We start from the raw sequence: 14,857 nt of genomic DNA on the forward strand, positions 1-14,857 counted from the left end.
CCCCGCGCCGGATCGCCGGGCACCGGGGTCCCGCCGGGCCGGCGCCAGTCCCAGCCGTCGGTCACGTCCGTGCCTCCCACTCCGTCCCGCGTGCCCCGCACCCGCGCCGTCCGGCCGGGCACAGGGACACGTCCAGGATTGCACGGATGCCCCGGAACCGGTCAGGGTTGCCCGGTCGTGATCGTCTCGAGGGTGACTCGCGGCTGCGCGTCTCGGGGCACGCCTCTAGGCTCATAGCGCCAACCGACCCCTCGCACCACTCCCGCCGCCCGGAGGTGTCCCATCGCCACGGTCGCCAGCTCCGGCAACTCGACGGCCCAGGCGCTCCAGTTCGCCGAGTCGTACGTCACGGAGGATCTCGTGCTGCGCACGGCCCGCAGTCTCGCCCGGGAGGTGGGCCTGGAGGCCGTCACCCCGGGCGCCGGCGCGGCGCTGCGGCTGCTCGCCGCCGCCGGCAACGCCCGGGCGGTGGTGGAGATCGGCACCGGCACCGGCGTCAGCGGCGTCTGGCTGCTGCGCGGGATGCGCCCGGACGGGGTGCTCACCACCATCGACGTGGAGGTGGAGCACCAGCGCATCGCCCGGCGCATCTTTCTGGAGGCCGGCTTCCCCGCGGGGCGTACCCGGATCATCACCGGCCGGGCCCTCGACGTGCTGCCGCGGCTCGCGGACGGCGCCTACGACCTGGTCTTCGTCGACGCCGAGTCGGCGGGTTTCACCGCCTGTGTGGACGCTGCGCTGCGGCTGCTGCGGCCGGGCGGGGTGCTCGCGCTCAACGGCGCGCTGGCCGGCGGCCGGATCGGTGACCCGGCCGCCCGCGACGTGGAGACGGTCACCGTCCGGGAGACGATCAAGGCGATCCGCGAGTCCGAGCACTGGATCGCCGCGTTGCTCCCGGTCGGGCACGGCCTGCTCGCCGCCGTGAAGGGCTGACCCGGGCCGGCGACCGAGAGGCCCGCGGAGCGCAGCGGCGTCAGCGCAGCGTCGCCAGCCAGCGGAGCAGCCCGCGTACGCCCCAGCCGGTGGCGCCCTTGGTCAGCTCGGCGTGCACGTCGTCGGACCAGGAGGGGGCGGACATGTCCACGTGCACCCAGCGGTCCCGCAGGTCGCCGGTGAACTCGCGGAGGAAGAGCGCGGCGACCACCGAGCCGGCCCCCCGGTCCGGGGAGCTGTGCAGGTCCGCGATGTCGCTGCCGAGGTACTCGACGTAATCGGCGGGCAGCGGCATCCGCCAGGCCCGCTCGCCGGCCGCCTCGATGGCCGCGAGCAGGTCGGCGGCGAGCTGGTCGTTGTCGCTGTAGAGGGCGCCGTGCCGCTTGCCCAGCGCCACCGCGTTCGCGCCGGTCAGGGTGGCGAGGTCGACCAGCAGGTCGGGCTTCAGCTCGCGCACCGCGTACGCCAGCGCGTCGGCGAGCACCAGCCGCCCCTCGGCGTCGGAGTTGGTGGTCTCGCTGGTCGTGCCGCCGTAGTGGCGGATGACGTCGCCGGGGCGGAAGGCGGCACCGCTGACCATGTTCTCGGCGAGTGGGGCGAGCGTGGTGACCCGGACCGGCAGCCGCAGCGCGGCGGCGCCCAGCGTGGCGGAGATCACGGCGGCCGCCCCGGCCATGTCCTTGCGCATCAGTTTCATGGCGGGCACCGGCTTGATCGAGATGCCGCCGGTGTCGAAGGTGATCCCCTTGCCCACCAGGACCACGTGGGTGCGGGCGTCGGCGGGACGCCAGTCCAGCTCGACCAGGCGGGGCCCGCTGGCGGAGCCGCCGCCGACGGCGAGGATGCCGCCGAAGCCCTCGGCGGCCAGTTCCTCGGGTTCGCGTACCCGCAGGTGCAGGTCGGGATGGTCGGCCGCGGCGGCGGCGACCTGGCCGGCGAACCACTCCGGGTTCTTCACCGACGACGGGGTGTTGGTGAGATCGCGGGCCAGCCGGGTCATCTCGGCGGTGGTCCGCGCGGTGGCCAGCACGGCGGCGAGCCCGTCCGGGTCGTCCACCACGACATCCACCTCGGCCAGGGCGGGCGCCCCGCCGGCCTCGGTCATCCGGAACCGGTACGAGCCGAGCAGCAGGCCTTCGACGAGGCCGCGCAGCGCGACCGCGCCACCGGGCGGCAGCGCGACTGTGATCCGTGTCTCATCCTTGCCCGCCCGGGCCAGAGCGGCCCCGGCGCGGCGCCAGTCGGGCTCGTCCCCCGCCCCCACGCCGAGCAGCACCAGCCGGGCCGGCGTGCCCCCCGGACGCAGGTGCTCACGTACTTCGCCGGCCTCGCCGGTGAGCCGGGCGACCGGCAGCAGCGCGGTGGCCTCGGCGCGCACCTCGTCGCCGGGCGGAGGGGCGGTGGGCACCAGGGCGGCCGGGCGGTCCGGCCCTCCGGGTTGAACGGGCAGGACGAGGGTGTCGGGCCGGTCGGGCCCGGGCACCAGACGGATGGCCAGCACGCTGGACCGCACCTCCGAGAAATCTTCGCAAAGCGGCATGATTCGCCGCCAGTGAGCCGATGAAGGCCCTGAGCCACCGGCGAGAGCCGGTGGCTCAGGGAATCACGAACCGTACGCGTGGCGCACGCCACGCGGACCGTTCTCGATCAGCCGGCGGCCGCCTTCAACGCGTCACCCAGCGCGGTGGCCTCGTCGGGAGTCATCTCGACGACGAGCCGGCCACCACCCTCCAGCGGGACCCGCATGACGATGCCCCGACCCTCCTTGGTGACCTCCAGCGGACCGTCGCCCGTCCGCGGCTTCATCGCCGCCATGTTGTCTCCCCTCAGACCTACGCCAGGGTCGGTGGGTTGCCCCACAGCCACTTCGTCATAACCACCCGCAGCCTTCGCGGGGGTCGCCGCCAACGATTTTCCCTGATGAACACCGCCGGACCCAAACCGAAGCAGCATTGATGTAACAGCATCTAGCTTATCTTGGATAGGCCTGTCACAATGTGCGGTCATGCAGGCACGGTCGGCACTCTTCGACCTGTACGGCGACCACCTCCGCGCGAGGGGTGGGCGCGCACCGGTCGCCGCCCTGGTCAAGCTGCTGGCGCCGCTCGGGATCGCCCCTCCGGCGGTACGCACCGCGGTCTCCCGGATGGTCCGCCAGGGCTGGCTCGAACCCCTCCGGCTCGTCTCCGGGCCGGGTTATTCGATCACACCGAAGGCGGCCCGCCGACTGGACGAGGCCGCCGCCCGCATCTACCGCACCGGCCGGCACAGCTGGGACGGCCGCTTCGACCTGCTGGTCCTGGAGGCGCCCCCCTCCCGGCGGGACCGGCAGCGGCTGGCCGCCAACCTGACCTTCCTCGGGTACGGCACGCTGGACGACTGCACCTGGGTGGCCACCCGGCCCGGCGAGGACCTCGACGTCCTGCTGGCCGAGGCGGGCGTGCGCTACGAGCGGTTCACCGCCGCGCACGCCGCCGGCACGCCGGGCGCGATGGGAGTGGTCCGCCGCGCCTGGGACCTGGCCGAGATCGGCCGGGCGTACGAGCGGTTCGTGGCCGAGCAGAAGCCGCTGCTCTCCGGGATCACCGTGCGCAGCACCGACGAGGAGGCGTACGCGGCCCGGTTCCGGCTGGTGCACGCGTGGCGTACCTTCCTCTTCCGGGATCCGCAGCTGCCCCCCGCGCTGCTCCCCGAGCGCTGGCCGGGCACCAGCGCGGCCAGTTTCTTCGACCGGCACGCGGCCCGGCTCCGGCCGGCCGCCGACCGGTACGTCGAGCACTGCCTCGACGCCAGCAACCGCCTCGCCCGACAGAAGGGTCGTTGAACACGTGACCGAGCCGCTGCTCGTCGACCGCACCGACGCCGTCGTCACCCTGACGCTGAACCGCCCGACGGCGATGAACTCGCTCGACGTGGCGCTCAAGGAGGCGCTCCGGGACACCCTGGCCGAGCTGGAGACCGACCGCTCGTGCCGGGCGGTCGTGCTGGCCGGCGCGGGCGGCGCGTTCAGCGCCGGGCAGGACCTGCGGGAGCACGTGCAGACGCTGGAATCCGCCGACGCCGACCCGCTCGGCACCGTGCGGGCCCACTACAACCCGATCGCCGCCCGGCTGGCCAACCTGCCCAAGCCGGTGGTCGCCGCGGTCCGGGGGATGGCCGCCGGGGCCGGCGCGTCGCTGGCGTTCCTCGCCGACTTCCGGATCGGCGGTCCGAAGACCCGCTTCCTGATGGCCTTCGCCGGCGTCGGGCTCGCCGCGGACACCGGCGCCTCCTGGACCCTGCCCCGGCTGGTCGGCCACGCCAAGGCGGTCGAGCTACTGATGCTCGCCGAGCCGGTGGGCGCCGAGGAGGCCTGCCGGCTGGGCCTGCTCACCAGGCTGGTCGAGGACGACGAGCGGGTGCTGCCGACCGCGCAGGAGCTGGCCGCCCGGCTGGCCGCCGGCCCGACCGTCGCGTACGGGGCGATCAAGCGGCAGCTCTCCATCGCCGACGCCGGCACCCTGGCCGACGCCCTCGCGGCCGAGGCGCAGGCCCAGGCGATCTGCGGCGCCACCGCCGACCACAAGGCGGCCACCCTGGCCTTCGTCAACAAGCAGAAGCCGGTCTTCGAGGGTCGCTGACCGCCTCAGTCGTCCTCCTCGGGGTCCTGGTTCGCCTCGACGCCGAGCACGAACGCCTGCATGGCCAGCTCGTCCCCGGACGGCGAGACGAAGGCCGGCAGCTCGCGCGGGCCCAGTTCCTGGACGTACGCCCAGAAGAGCCGGACCGCCTCGGCCGGCGAGGCCGCCTCGATCGGCAGGTCGAGGCTGACCAGCCAGGACCGGCGGGCCGGCGGCGCGCCGATCCGGTCCGCCAGCGACCGCCAGACGGCCGGGTCGAGCGCGGTCACCGGCCCGGCCAGGGTCAGGTCGGTGACCGGCACCGGCTCGTCGAGCGTGCGCCGGGTGTACGTGACCACGAGCGCCCCCGGGCCGGCCTCGGACTGCGGGTCATCCGGGTCCTCCCGGGTCTCGCCGGTCGTCGGGGCGACCCGGCCGAGCGCCACCAGCCGAAGCGGCTCGTCGACCAGCACCGCGACCGGCTCACCGGGGCCCGGCCGGGTCCCGCCGTCCAGCCCGGTCAGTTCCAGCGTGTCGTGGTGGACCAGCCGCTCGGCGTCGTACCGCTCGGCGGGCAGGAGCACCGCCCAGGCGCCGGTGGCCTCCGGCTGCTCCGGCCCGGTGCGCCGCGACCAGCCGTCGGGGCCGCCGTCGATCGTCCCGCTCGTGCGCGGCTCGGTGTCGGTCATGTCCCAATCCCATCACGCCGCGGTGGGCGACCCGGGTCAGGCCCCGGACGCGGGCCGGCTCACGTGGCAGCCGGCCAGGTGGTCGTCCACCATGCCGGTGGCCTGCATCAGCGCGTACGCCGTGGTGGGGCCGACGAAGCGGAAGCCGCGTTTCTTGAGCGCCTTGGCCAGCGCGGTGGACTCGGGGCTGACCGCCGGCACCTCGGCGAAGGAGCCGGGCCGGGCCGCCCGGGCCGGCGGGGCATACGACCAGAGCAGGGCGGAGAGGCCGTCGGGCAGCTCCAGGGCGGCGCGGGCGTTGGCGACAGCCGCCTCGATCTTGGCCCGGTTGCGGACGATCCCGGCGTCGGCCAGCAGCCGGACGACGTCTTCCTCGCCGTAGCCGGCGACCTTCTCGATCCGGAACTCGTCGAAGGCGAGCCGGAACGCGGGGCGCTTGCGCAGGATGGTCAGCCAGGACAGCCCGGACTGGAACGCCTCCAGGGTCAGCCGCTCGTAGAGCGCGTCGTCGCCGCGCAGCGGCCGGCCCCACTCCTCGTCGTGGTAGACGGCGTAGTCCGGGGTGCTCGCTCCCCAGGCGCAGCGGGCCAGCCCGTCGGCGCCGGTCACCAGGTCAGTCACGCGGTACACGGTAGGCCGGCCCACCGACAGTCGACGACCGCCGGCGGGTCAGCGCAGCCGGCGGGCCAGGGCAGGTGGCGAAGTCAGCGCAGCCGACGGGCCAGGGCAGCCGGCGAAGTCAGCGCAGCCGGCGGGTCAGGGCAGCCGGCCCTGCTCCACCAGCCGGGCGAACTTGCGCAACGCCTGGGTCAGGCTGAGCTTCGACCCGGGCCAGAGCACCGGCCAGGCCACCCGGCCGGCCGTCCCGCCGGGCAGGTGGAACCACTCGTGCCAGACCACCTGGGTCCGCTCCCGGTCCATCGGGGTGCACCGGAGCACCCCCGGCCCGCGCAGCAGCTTGCCGCAGTGCACCACGCCGACCTCGTACGGGGCGTCCACCCGGACCACCCGCATCTCGTCGCGCAGCGCGGCCGGGCCCAGCGCGGTGACCGCCTCGATCAGGCTTCCCTCGCCGCCGTCGCCCTCGACCACCCGGACGGTGGTGAGCGGGATCCAGTCGGACTGCCGCTCCCAGGCGGTGAGCGCGGCGAAGACCCGCTCGGCCGGCGCGTTCACCACCACGGTCGCGGTGACCTCGCCGGCACCGGGCTGGGCCGCCTCGGCGAGCCCGTCCGACCCGCCGGGGCCGCCGGGGCCGTCAGCGCCGTCGGGGCCGCCGGGGCCGGCCGGGCCAGCGGGGCTGGTCACGCGGACTCCGAGCGGACCACCGGCCCGCGGTCCCGGTCCCCCTCGGTGTCGGCGTTCTCCTCGGTCCCGGCGTCGCCGGCGTCGGCTGTCCCGGTCCCAGCGTCGCTCGCATCGGCCCGCCCGGTCCCGGTCCCGCCCGCATCGGCCGCCCCGGTCACCGGGTCGGCGGCATCGCTGTCCGTCTCGTGGGCGGGCTCGGGGTCGGCGGCGTAGCCCTGCTCCGGCTCGGTGCCGGCGGGATCGACCGGCGGCCGGAGGCTGACCTCGGCGGCGGCCGGGCCGACCGGAGCCGCAACCGGGGCGACCGGAGCCGCGACCGGGGCGACCGGAGCCGCGACCGGGGCGACCGGGGCCGGTCGGCCGGCGGCCGGCTGCGGACCGGCCGGGGTCGGCCGGGCCGCCACGTCCTCGACGGCGGCGGCGGCCGGCGCCTCCGCCACGCCGGCCTCGGCCGGCAGCACCTCGACGGGGCCCACCGCGGGGCCGGGCTCATCGCCGGTCGGGGCGTCGTCGGCCGGGGCGGTGGCGGCGGCCTCCTCCCGGGCCCGGCGCAGCGCGTCGGCCTCCTCGATCCGCCCCTCGCGCAGCGCGTCGACCTCCGCCTCGAGCACCCCGATCAGCTCCGACTTGTAGCCGATGTCGTAGGCGGCCCGGCGCATCGCCTGGTCGACCTGGGCCATCCGGTAGCCCCGCAGCGCGGTGTCGAAGCGCACCCCGGCCACGTCTGTCTCGGCCAGTGGACGGCCGCCGGGCAGGGGCACGGCCCGCCCGTCCGGCTCGGCCGGTGCCAGGCCCGGATCACGTCCGGAAACCAGCATCGTCACCCCGAACACCACCACCGCCACGGTCAGCACCACGGCCACGAGGAGCAGAACCTCACGCATGGGGAGATCGTGGCACGCGGGACGGCGCGGGGCGAGCCCTCCGCCGCCTCCAGTCGGAAGATCCCGGCGTACCGCCGGGGCCGGCCGTGGGGCGGCGGGATAGCGTCGGGGGCGGACCAGCGGAGATCAGGAGGACGGGATGGCCGGCGCGCTGCGGCTCGGTGGACGGACCTTCTCCCCGGATGAGCTGGTGGTGATGGCGATCGTCAATCGCACGCCCGACTCGTTCTTCGACCGGGGTGCCACCTTCGCCCAGGACAGCGCGCTGCGGGCGGTGGAGCGGGCGGTCGCCGAGGGCGCGGAGATCATCGATATCGGTGGGGTGAAGGCCGGGCCGGGCGACGAGGTCGACGTGGCCGAGGAGATCCGCCGGACGGTGGACACCATCGCGGCGGTCCGGGCCGCCTTTCCGGACGTGGTCATCTCGATCGACACCTGGCGGGCCGAGGTGGCGGTGGAGGCGGTGGCCGCCGGGGCCGACCTGCTGAACGACACCTGGTCGGGGGCCGATCCGGCGCTGGCCCGGGTCGCCGCCACGACCGGCGCCGGGCTGGTTTGCTCGCACGCCGGCGGGCTCGCCCCGCGTACCCGGCCGCACCGGGCCGCCTTCGACGACGTGCTGGCCGACGTGCTCAGCACGGTGACCGGGCTCGCCGACCGTGCGGTCTCCCTCGGCGTACGGCCGGACGGGATCCTCATCGACCCGGCGCACGACTTCGGCAAGAACACCCGCCACTCGCTGGAGATCACCCGGCGGCTGGGCGAGCTGACCGGGACCGGCTGGCCCGTGCTGGTCGCGCTCTCGAACAAGGACTTCATCGGCGAGACGCTGGACCTGCCGGTGCCGGAGCGGCTGGAGGGCACGCTCGCGGCCACCGCCGTCTCCGCCTGGCTGGGCGCCCGGGTGTTCCGCGCCCATCAGGTACGCCAGACCCGCCGGGTGCTCGACATGGTGGCCTCGATCCGGGGCGACCGACCGCCCGCGTTGACCCGGCGCGGCCTCGCCTGAGCGGGGCTCAGGTCCAGCGGAGGATGTTCCGGCGCCAGGCGTAGAGGATGCCGAGCGCCACCACGGCCACGAAGATCGCCATCTCCACCACGGTCGTCACGCCGAACCCGGGCCGGTCGAAGATCAGCGCCCAGGGGAAGAGGAAGACCGCCTCGACCGCGAAGAGCACGTAGAGGTACGCGTAGACGTAGTAGCGGATCTGCATCTGCGCCCAGTCGCCGCCCACCGGGTCGATGCCGCACTCATAGCTGGTCCGCTTGCCCCACGGATCGGCCGGACGGCCAGGACGTAACACCCGGTTGGCCGAGAACGCCGTAACGAAGAAGAGCACGGCAGCGAGCAACAGGAGACCGAGCGTGGCGTACGAGCCGAGGTATCCGGTCACGTTCGGGAGCCTACCGGGCCACCCGGCCGGACCGCCCCGGACACGTTACGGTTTTGTTTCCTGGCGGGACTAGTGCCGGACAGCAACTGTTGCCGAATAATGACAACTCACTGAGCGTCACGGAGGAGAGATGGCCCGCCCCCGCGTACGCCCCGCCTGGCGGGTCGCGCAGCCTCGAATGTCCGTCCTGCTCATGCGCGCCCTCGCGGCCGGACTGGCGGCCGCCGTCGCGGCGGCGCCCGGCTTCGCGGCTGCCTCGCCCACCGTGACCGGCCCGGTCCGGGCCATGGCCGCCGAACCGCTGCCCGGTGAGGCGAGCGATCCGGCCGGCGGCGCGGACACCGATCCGACCGACGGCACGCCGACGGCCGACCCCACCGACACCGGGCCGGCGCCCACCACCGCCCCGCCGACCGAGAGCGCCCCGCCGGAGACCACGTCACCGGCCCCGCCGACCACCGAGCCGGCGCCGCCGACCACCAGCGCCCCGGGTGAGCCGGTCCCGACCACCACCAAGCCGAGGCCTGGCACGCCCGCCCCGCTCCCGCCTCCGCCCGGCCAGCCCGGGCCCCCGGGAAGCCCGCTCGGAGTGCACGTCAGCACCGGCGACGTCACCCTGACGTCGGGGTACTGGAACGCGGACAGCACCCTCGCCACGCTGCAGGTGACCGTCACGAACACCGGCCGGGTGGCGGAGCGCATCGGCCTGGGCTACACCCTGCCGGCCGGGCTCACCGACGCCGGTACGCCGGGCTGCGCGCCGGCCGGTGGCGGCGCCTACCGCTGCGGCGAGTGGACCGCCGCTCCCGGCAGCCGGTTCAGCAGCCGGATCCGGCTCCGGGTCTCCGGTACGGCCTGGCGGTCCATGCCGCTGAGCGGAACCGTCCGGGTGACCGCCGGCGCGGCGGGGGTCACCGGCACGGCCGGCGACGACGAGGGCTTCGCGGTCCTCTTCCCGCCCGGCCCGCCGGTCCCCGGTATCGCGCTCCGCGCCGACGAGGTGGTCTTCGACATCACCGGCGCCCCGACCACCCTCTCCGTACACCTCGGCAACACCGGCCAGGTCGACGCCGCCGGCCGGATCGAGGTGGTGCTCCCCGACGGGGTGACCGTCACCGACCCGCCACCCGGCTGCACCGCCGCGAGCGGCGACCGGACCCGCTGCGACCTGGGCAGGGTGGCCGCCGGCCGCGGCGTCGACCTGCGGCTGCCGGTGAGCGCCACGGCGGAGGCCCAGCGCCGGGCCCCGCTGGCCGGCGCCGTGATCGGGTGGCTGGACCCGCGCAGCGGCCGGGACCGTCAGGTGCAGATGAGCTTCCGGATCGCCGCCGCCGCCGCGCTGAGCACCCCGCCGGTCACCTCGCCCACGGCGACCGGCTCCCAGGGCGTGCTGGCCGCCGCCGAGCAGGACACCGGGCGGGACCGTGACGGCACGGCGCGGCAGACCGCGGTCGCCCTGATCGTGGTCTCCGGGCTCCTGGTGGTCCTCGCGCTCGCCCTGGCGACCACGTCGCTGCGCCGCCGGCTGAGCGATCCGCCCGGCGGGGACGGCGGGAACGGCAGCCGAACTCGGTGATCTGGATTACGGGTGGCGGTACTAAACGGTCCATAGCCGGGCATACACCGGCCCGATCAGTTCCCATACGTCGGACCTCCACCAAGGTTGCCCTAAGCGGTCGACGTACGCTCTGACGTGAGAATCGGAGCGGGCCGCACCGGCGACGGACGGCCGGCGGCAGCGGCGCGTCGAGGAGGGCACGTGGCGGGGCAAGGCGGGGTCACCAACATGTTCAGCCGCCCCTGCGACGGCGCTGAGCGAAGCGAGGTGCGGGCGTGACCAAGCAGATCCGTCAACTGGACCGGGTGGTGATCCGGTTCGCCGGTGACTCGGGTGATGGCATGCAGCTCACCGGTGACCGGTTCACCTCTGAGACGGCCCAGCTGGGCAACGACATCTCCACGTTGCCCAACTTCCCGGCCGAGATCCGGGCACCCGCCGGCACCCTGCCGGGCGTGTCGAGCTTCCAGGTGCACTTCGCCGACTACGACATCCTGACCCCCGGTGACGCCCCGAACGTGCTGGTGGCGATGAACCCGGCGGCGCTCAAGGCCAACCTGGCCGAGCTGCCGCGCGGCGCGGACATCATCGTCAACACCGACGAGTTCAACCGGCGCAACCTGGCCAAGGTGGGCTACACCACCAGCCCGCTGGAGGACGGCTCGCTGGCCGGCTACCAGCTGCACCCGGTGGCGCTGACCTCGATGACGGTCGGCGCGCTGGCCGAGCACGACGTGTCCAAGAAGGACGCCGAGCGGGCCAAGAACATGTTCGCTCTCGGCCTGCTGAGCTGGATGTACTCCCGCCCGTACGAGTCGACGCTGCGCTTCCTGGAGCGCAAGTTCGCGGCCCGTCCCGAGCTGGTCGCGGCGAACATCGCGGCCTTCCGGGCCGGCTGGAACTTCGGCGAGACCACCGAGGACTTCTCCGTCCGGTACGAGGTCAAGCCGGCCAGGATGCTGCCGGGCACCTACCGGAACATCACCGGCAACGCGGCGCTCTCGCTCGGTCTGGTCGCCGCCGGCGTCCGCTCGGGGCTGCCGGTCTTCCTCGGGGCGTACCCGATCACGCCGGCGTCGGACATCCTGCACGAGCTGAGCAAGCACAAGAAGCTCGGTGTGGTGACCATGCAGGCCGAGGACGAGATCGCGGCGGTCGGCGCGGCGCTGGGCGCGTCCTACGGCGGCTCGCTCGGAGTGACCACGACCAGCGGTCCCGGGGTGGCGTTGAAGAGCGAGACGATCTCCCTGGCGGTGGCGCTGGAGCTGCCCCTGGTCATCGTCGACGTGCAGCGCGCCGGGCCGTCCACCGGCATGCCGACCAAGACCGAGCAGGCCGACCTCAACATGGCGCTGTACGGCCGGCACGGCGAGGCCCCGGTCGCGGTGATCGCGCCGAAGTCGCCGGCGGACTGCTTCTACGCCGCCCTGGAGGCGGCCCGGATCGCGCTGACCTACCGCACGCCGGTCATTCTGCTCTCCGACAACTACGTGGCCAACGGCTCCGAGCCGTGGCTGCTGCCGGACGTGGCCAGCCTGCCCGATCTGCGGGTGGAGTTCGCCACCCGGCCCAACGGCGAGGACGGCACCACCTTCCTGCCGTACCTGCGGGACCCGGAGACCCTGGCGCGGCCGTGGGCGGTGCCCGGCACGCCGGGCCTGGAGCACCGGATCGGCGGCCTGGAGAAGGCCGACAAGACCGGCGACATCTCGTACGACCCGGCCAACCACGACTTCATGGTGCGGACCCGGGCGGCCCGGATCGAGACGATCCCGGTGCCGGACGTCGAGGTGGAGGACCCGGACGGCGACGCGCGGGTGCTGGTGCTCGGCTGGGGCTCCACGTACGGCCCGATCGGCGCCGCGTGTCGGGGGCTGCGGCAGCGCGGGCTCTCCGTCGCCCAGGCGCACCTGCGCCACCTGGCCCCGATGCCGGCCAACCTCGGTGAGGTGCTCCGCTCCTATCAGCGGGTGGTCATCCCGGAGATGAACCTCGGCCAGCTCGCCCACGTGATCCGGGCGAAGTACCTGGTCGACGCGGTCGGCTACAACCAGGTCCGCGGTCTGCCGTTCACCGCCGCCGAGCTGGAGACGATGCTGGAAGAGGTCGTGAAGAATGTCTGAGCCCGTCGCCCTCAAGCTCACCGCCAAGGACTTCAAGTCCGACCAGGAGGTGCGCTGGTGCCCCGGCTGCGGTGACTACGCCATCTTGGCCGCCGTGCAGGGGTTCATGCCGGAGCTGAACGTCCCCCGGGAGAACATCGTCTTCATCTCGGGCATCGGCTGCTCCTCGCGCTTCCCGTACTACATGAACACGTACGGGATGCACTCGATCCACGGCCGCGCCCCGGCGATCGCCACCGGCCTCTCCGCGACCCGGCCCGACCTGTCGGTCTGGGTGGTCACCGGGGACGGCGACGCGCTCTCCATCGGCGGCAACCACCTGATCCACGCGCTGCGCCGCAACGTCAACCTCAAGATCCTGCTCTTCAACAACCGGATCTACGGCCTGACCAAGGGGCAGTACTCGCCGACCTCCGAGGTCGGCAAGATCACGAAGTCGACGCCGGTCGGCTCGGCGGACGCGCCGTTCAACCCGCTGTCGCTGGCCCTCGGCGCGGAGGCCACCTTCGTGGCCCGGACCATCGACTCCGACCGCAAGCACCTCCAGTCGGTGCTGCGGGCCGCCGCCGCCCACCAGGGTTCCGCGTTCGTGGAGATCTACCAGAACTGCAACATCTTCAACGACGGCGCCTTCGATCAGCTCAAGGAGCCGGCGACCCGGGACGACGCGCTGATCCGGCTGGAGCACGGGCAGCCGATCACGTTCGGCAAGGACGGGCAGTTCTGCGTCGTCCACCCGCCGGGCGGTTTCGGGCTGGAGGTGCGCGAGACCGCGGCCACCCCGGCCGAGGAGATCGTGGTGCATGACGCGACGGTCAACGACCCCGCGTACGCCTTCGCGCTGTCCCGCCTGCCCGGCCTGGACCTGCGCAACACCCCGATCGGCGTGTTCCGCTCGGTGCAGCGGGCGTCGTACGACAGCGTCGTGCAGGAGCAGGTGGCCGCCGCCCGGGCCGCGGTCAGCGAGACCCCGGAGGAGCAGCTCGCCGGCCTGCTCGCCGGTGGCGACACCTGGACGATTCTCTGACCGGCCGGTACTGACCGGATGAGGGTGGCGTTCCCGAGGGAGCGCCACCCTCTTCGTCTGCCGGACGGCTCCGGTCAGGCCGCGGCCGAGGCGGGCAGCCAGAGCTCGTCGATCTCCCGCTCCGCGGTGGCCAGGCTCGCCTCGTGCAGCGGGATCAGCTCGGCCATGGCCGGGTTCACCGGGGCCAGCGTCAGCTCGGCGGTGATGAAGCGCGGCTGGATCCCGGTCAGCGAGAGGCCGTGCGGCAGCCAGGGCTCGGCGTGGTCCCAGCCCGCCCGCGGCGTGCCCGGGCCGTAGCCGCCGCCCCGGCTGGCCAGCACGATGAACTCCCGGTCGCCCAGCAGGCCGGCGTTGCTAACCGGGTCGTACGCGATGCCCGGCGCGATGAGGTGGTCCACCCAGGTCTTCACACTGCTGGGTGCCCCGTAGTTGTAGAGCGGCAACCCGAGCAGGACGGTGTCGGCCCGCTTCACCTCGGCCACCAGTTCCTCGGAGAGCGCCCACGACGCGCGCTGTTCCGGGCTGTGCTGCTCGGCCGGCACCATCCGGGCGAGGCCGCCGGCCTCGTCGAGGTGGGGCAGCGGGTTCCGGCCCAGGTCCCGGTAGGTCACGGTGCCGTCGGGATGGGCGGCGCGCCAGGCCGCGGCGGCCCGGGCGGTGAGCCGCCGGCTGATCGAGTGCTCGCCCCGGATGCTCGAGTCGATGTGCAACAGCTGTGCCATTTGGCTAACCCTCCAAGGATCGTTTGTGAAGCACGAACTATTTATAGCAGGCAGACCGTCTGGTGGCTCGGTAAACTGGGTCACATGCCTGCCGTGCCGGTCGACGAGTCGGAGCGCCGCTCCGGTGCGCTCCTGGACCACCTGGCCCGGCGGATGCGGCTGCGGTCGGAGTCGGTGCTCGCGCCGCTCGGCCTGCGGCCCCGGCACCTCGTCGCGCTCACCGTGCTGCGCGACGCCGGGGACATCAGCCAGCAGGGCCTGGCCAGCACGTTGCAGATCGACGGCACGAACGTGGTCGGCCTGCTCAACGACCTGGAGGCGGCGGACCTGGTCGAGCGGCGGCGCTCAGCGGCCGACCGGCGCCGGCACGTGGTACGCCTCACCGAAACCGGCGGAAAACGCCTCCGGGAGGCGGAATGTGCCCTCGCCGCCGCCGAGGCCGAGGTGCTCGGCGCGCTGGAACCGGCCGAGCGCGACACGCTCTACGAGTTGCTCCGGCGCGCGGCCAGCGGCGCCCCGGTCACCTGCACCGACGCCTTGACGGACGGCGGGGAGCCGGACACCGCCTGCTGAGGGGCGCCGACGTGCTGAGGGCCGGCGCGGGCGTCGACCGGACCGGC

At 74.1% G+C, this 14,857-nt stretch carries 15 protein-coding genes and 1 pseudogene; 8 read left to right on the forward strand and 8 right to left on the reverse strand.

Translation table 11 applies throughout. The annotated features are described in order from the left end of the window. Positions 1-360 precede the first annotated feature (360 nt). A complete protein-coding gene (locus LQ51_RS24615; protein ID WP_046569614.1) occupies positions 361-933 on the forward strand; it encodes an O-methyltransferase in 573 nt (190 codons plus the stop codon). Between the two features lie 40 nt (positions 934-973). Here LQ51_RS24615 and LQ51_RS24620 read toward each other — a convergent pair whose 3' ends face one another. Both LQ51_RS24620 and LQ51_RS32305 read right to left on the reverse strand, forming a co-directional pair. After that, positions 974-2,434, reverse strand: coding sequence for a leucyl aminopeptidase family protein (locus LQ51_RS24620; RefSeq protein ID WP_046569671.1), 1,461 nt, complete (start codon positions 2,432-2,434; stop codon positions 974-976). Between the two features lie 146 nt (positions 2,435-2,580). Further along, entirely contained in the window at positions 2,581-2,748 is a 168-nt protein-coding gene (locus LQ51_RS32305) for a DUF3117 domain-containing protein (protein ID WP_013283866.1), read from the reverse strand. Between the two features lie 190 nt (positions 2,749-2,938). Between LQ51_RS32305 and LQ51_RS24625 the strand changes: the two genes are divergently transcribed. Further along, positions 2,939-3,757, forward strand: a complete 819-nt coding sequence (locus LQ51_RS24625; protein ID WP_046569616.1) for a PaaX family transcriptional regulator — start codon at positions 2,939-2,941, stop codon at positions 3,755-3,757. Positions 3,758-3,761: 4 nt separating this feature from the next. Continuing rightward, complete coding sequence (locus LQ51_RS24630; protein ID WP_046569618.1) at positions 3,762-4,553, forward strand: enoyl-CoA hydratase-related protein; 792 nt, start codon at positions 3,762-3,764, stop codon at positions 4,551-4,553. Between the two features lie 5 nt (positions 4,554-4,558). Here LQ51_RS24630 and LQ51_RS24635 read toward each other — a convergent pair whose 3' ends face one another. The 4 genes and pseudogenes from LQ51_RS24635 to LQ51_RS33520 form a co-directional block, all read right to left on the reverse strand. After that, the gene (locus LQ51_RS24635; RefSeq protein ID WP_082159625.1) at positions 4,559-5,221 is read right to left on the reverse strand and encodes a hypothetical protein; all 663 of its coding nucleotides are present in this window, start codon (positions 5,219-5,221) and stop codon (positions 4,559-4,561) included. 36 nt (positions 5,222-5,257) lie between these two features. Beyond that, a complete protein-coding gene (locus LQ51_RS24640) occupies positions 5,258-5,842 on the reverse strand; it encodes a DNA-3-methyladenine glycosylase I (protein ID WP_046569676.1) in 585 nt (194 codons plus the stop codon). A 135-nt stretch (positions 5,843-5,977) separates the two neighbouring features. Then, the gene (locus tag LQ51_RS24645) at positions 5,978-6,529 is read right to left on the reverse strand and encodes an SRPBCC family protein (RefSeq protein ID WP_046569620.1); all 552 of its coding nucleotides are present in this window, start codon (positions 6,527-6,529) and stop codon (positions 5,978-5,980) included. Positions 6,530-6,909: 380 nt separating this feature from the next. Then, positions 6,910-7,413, reverse strand: a pseudogene (locus tag LQ51_RS33520) (DivIVA domain-containing protein); the annotation flags it as partial. A gap of 139 nt (positions 7,414-7,552) precedes the next feature. Here LQ51_RS33520 and folP point away from each other — a divergent pair. After that, positions 7,553-8,422 (forward strand): dihydropteroate synthase, encoded by an 870-nt coding sequence (folP, locus tag LQ51_RS24655; protein WP_046569622.1) that lies wholly within the window; start codon positions 7,553-7,555, stop codon positions 8,420-8,422. 7 nt (positions 8,423-8,429) lie between these two features. Here folP and ndhC read toward each other — a convergent pair whose 3' ends face one another. Further along, positions 8,430-8,807, reverse strand: coding sequence for an NADH-quinone oxidoreductase subunit A (gene ndhC, locus LQ51_RS24660; protein WP_046569624.1), 378 nt, complete (start codon positions 8,805-8,807; stop codon positions 8,430-8,432). Between the two features lie 130 nt (positions 8,808-8,937). Here ndhC and LQ51_RS24665 point away from each other — a divergent pair, with 130 nt between their 5' ends. The 3 genes from LQ51_RS24665 (at position 8,938) to LQ51_RS24675 (ending at position 13,515) form a co-directional block, all read left to right on the forward strand. Further along, the gene (locus tag LQ51_RS24665; RefSeq protein WP_046569626.1) at positions 8,938-10,383 is read left to right on the forward strand and encodes a hypothetical protein; all 1,446 of its coding nucleotides are present in this window, start codon (positions 8,938-8,940) and stop codon (positions 10,381-10,383) included. 257 nt (positions 10,384-10,640) lie between these two features. After that, positions 10,641-12,488: a 2-oxoacid:acceptor oxidoreductase subunit alpha gene (locus LQ51_RS24670; protein WP_046569628.1), complete on the forward strand. Its 1,848-nt coding sequence runs from the start codon at positions 10,641-10,643 to the stop codon at positions 12,486-12,488. After that, positions 12,481-13,515, forward strand: a complete 1,035-nt coding sequence (locus tag LQ51_RS24675; protein ID WP_046569630.1) for a 2-oxoacid:ferredoxin oxidoreductase subunit beta — start codon at positions 12,481-12,483, stop codon at positions 13,513-13,515. Before LQ51_RS24670 ends, LQ51_RS24675 begins: the two co-directional genes overlap by 8 nt. A 74-nt stretch (positions 13,516-13,589) precedes the next feature. Here LQ51_RS24675 and LQ51_RS24680 read toward each other — a convergent pair whose 3' ends face one another. Next, positions 13,590-14,237 (reverse strand): FMN-dependent NADH-azoreductase, encoded by a 648-nt coding sequence (locus LQ51_RS24680; RefSeq protein WP_046569632.1) that lies wholly within the window; start codon positions 14,235-14,237, stop codon positions 13,590-13,592. 84 nt (positions 14,238-14,321) lie between these two features. Here LQ51_RS24680 and LQ51_RS24685 point away from each other — a divergent pair, with 84 nt between their 5' ends. Continuing rightward, entirely contained in the window at positions 14,322-14,810 is a 489-nt protein-coding gene (locus LQ51_RS24685) for a MarR family winged helix-turn-helix transcriptional regulator (RefSeq protein ID WP_046569634.1), read from the forward strand. The last annotated feature ends 47 nt before the right edge of the window (positions 14,811-14,857 follow it).

Origin of the sequence: Micromonospora sp. HK10, from assembly GCF_000982955.1 — a bacterium.
GTDB lineage: Bacteria > Actinomycetota > Actinomycetes > Mycobacteriales > Micromonosporaceae > Micromonospora.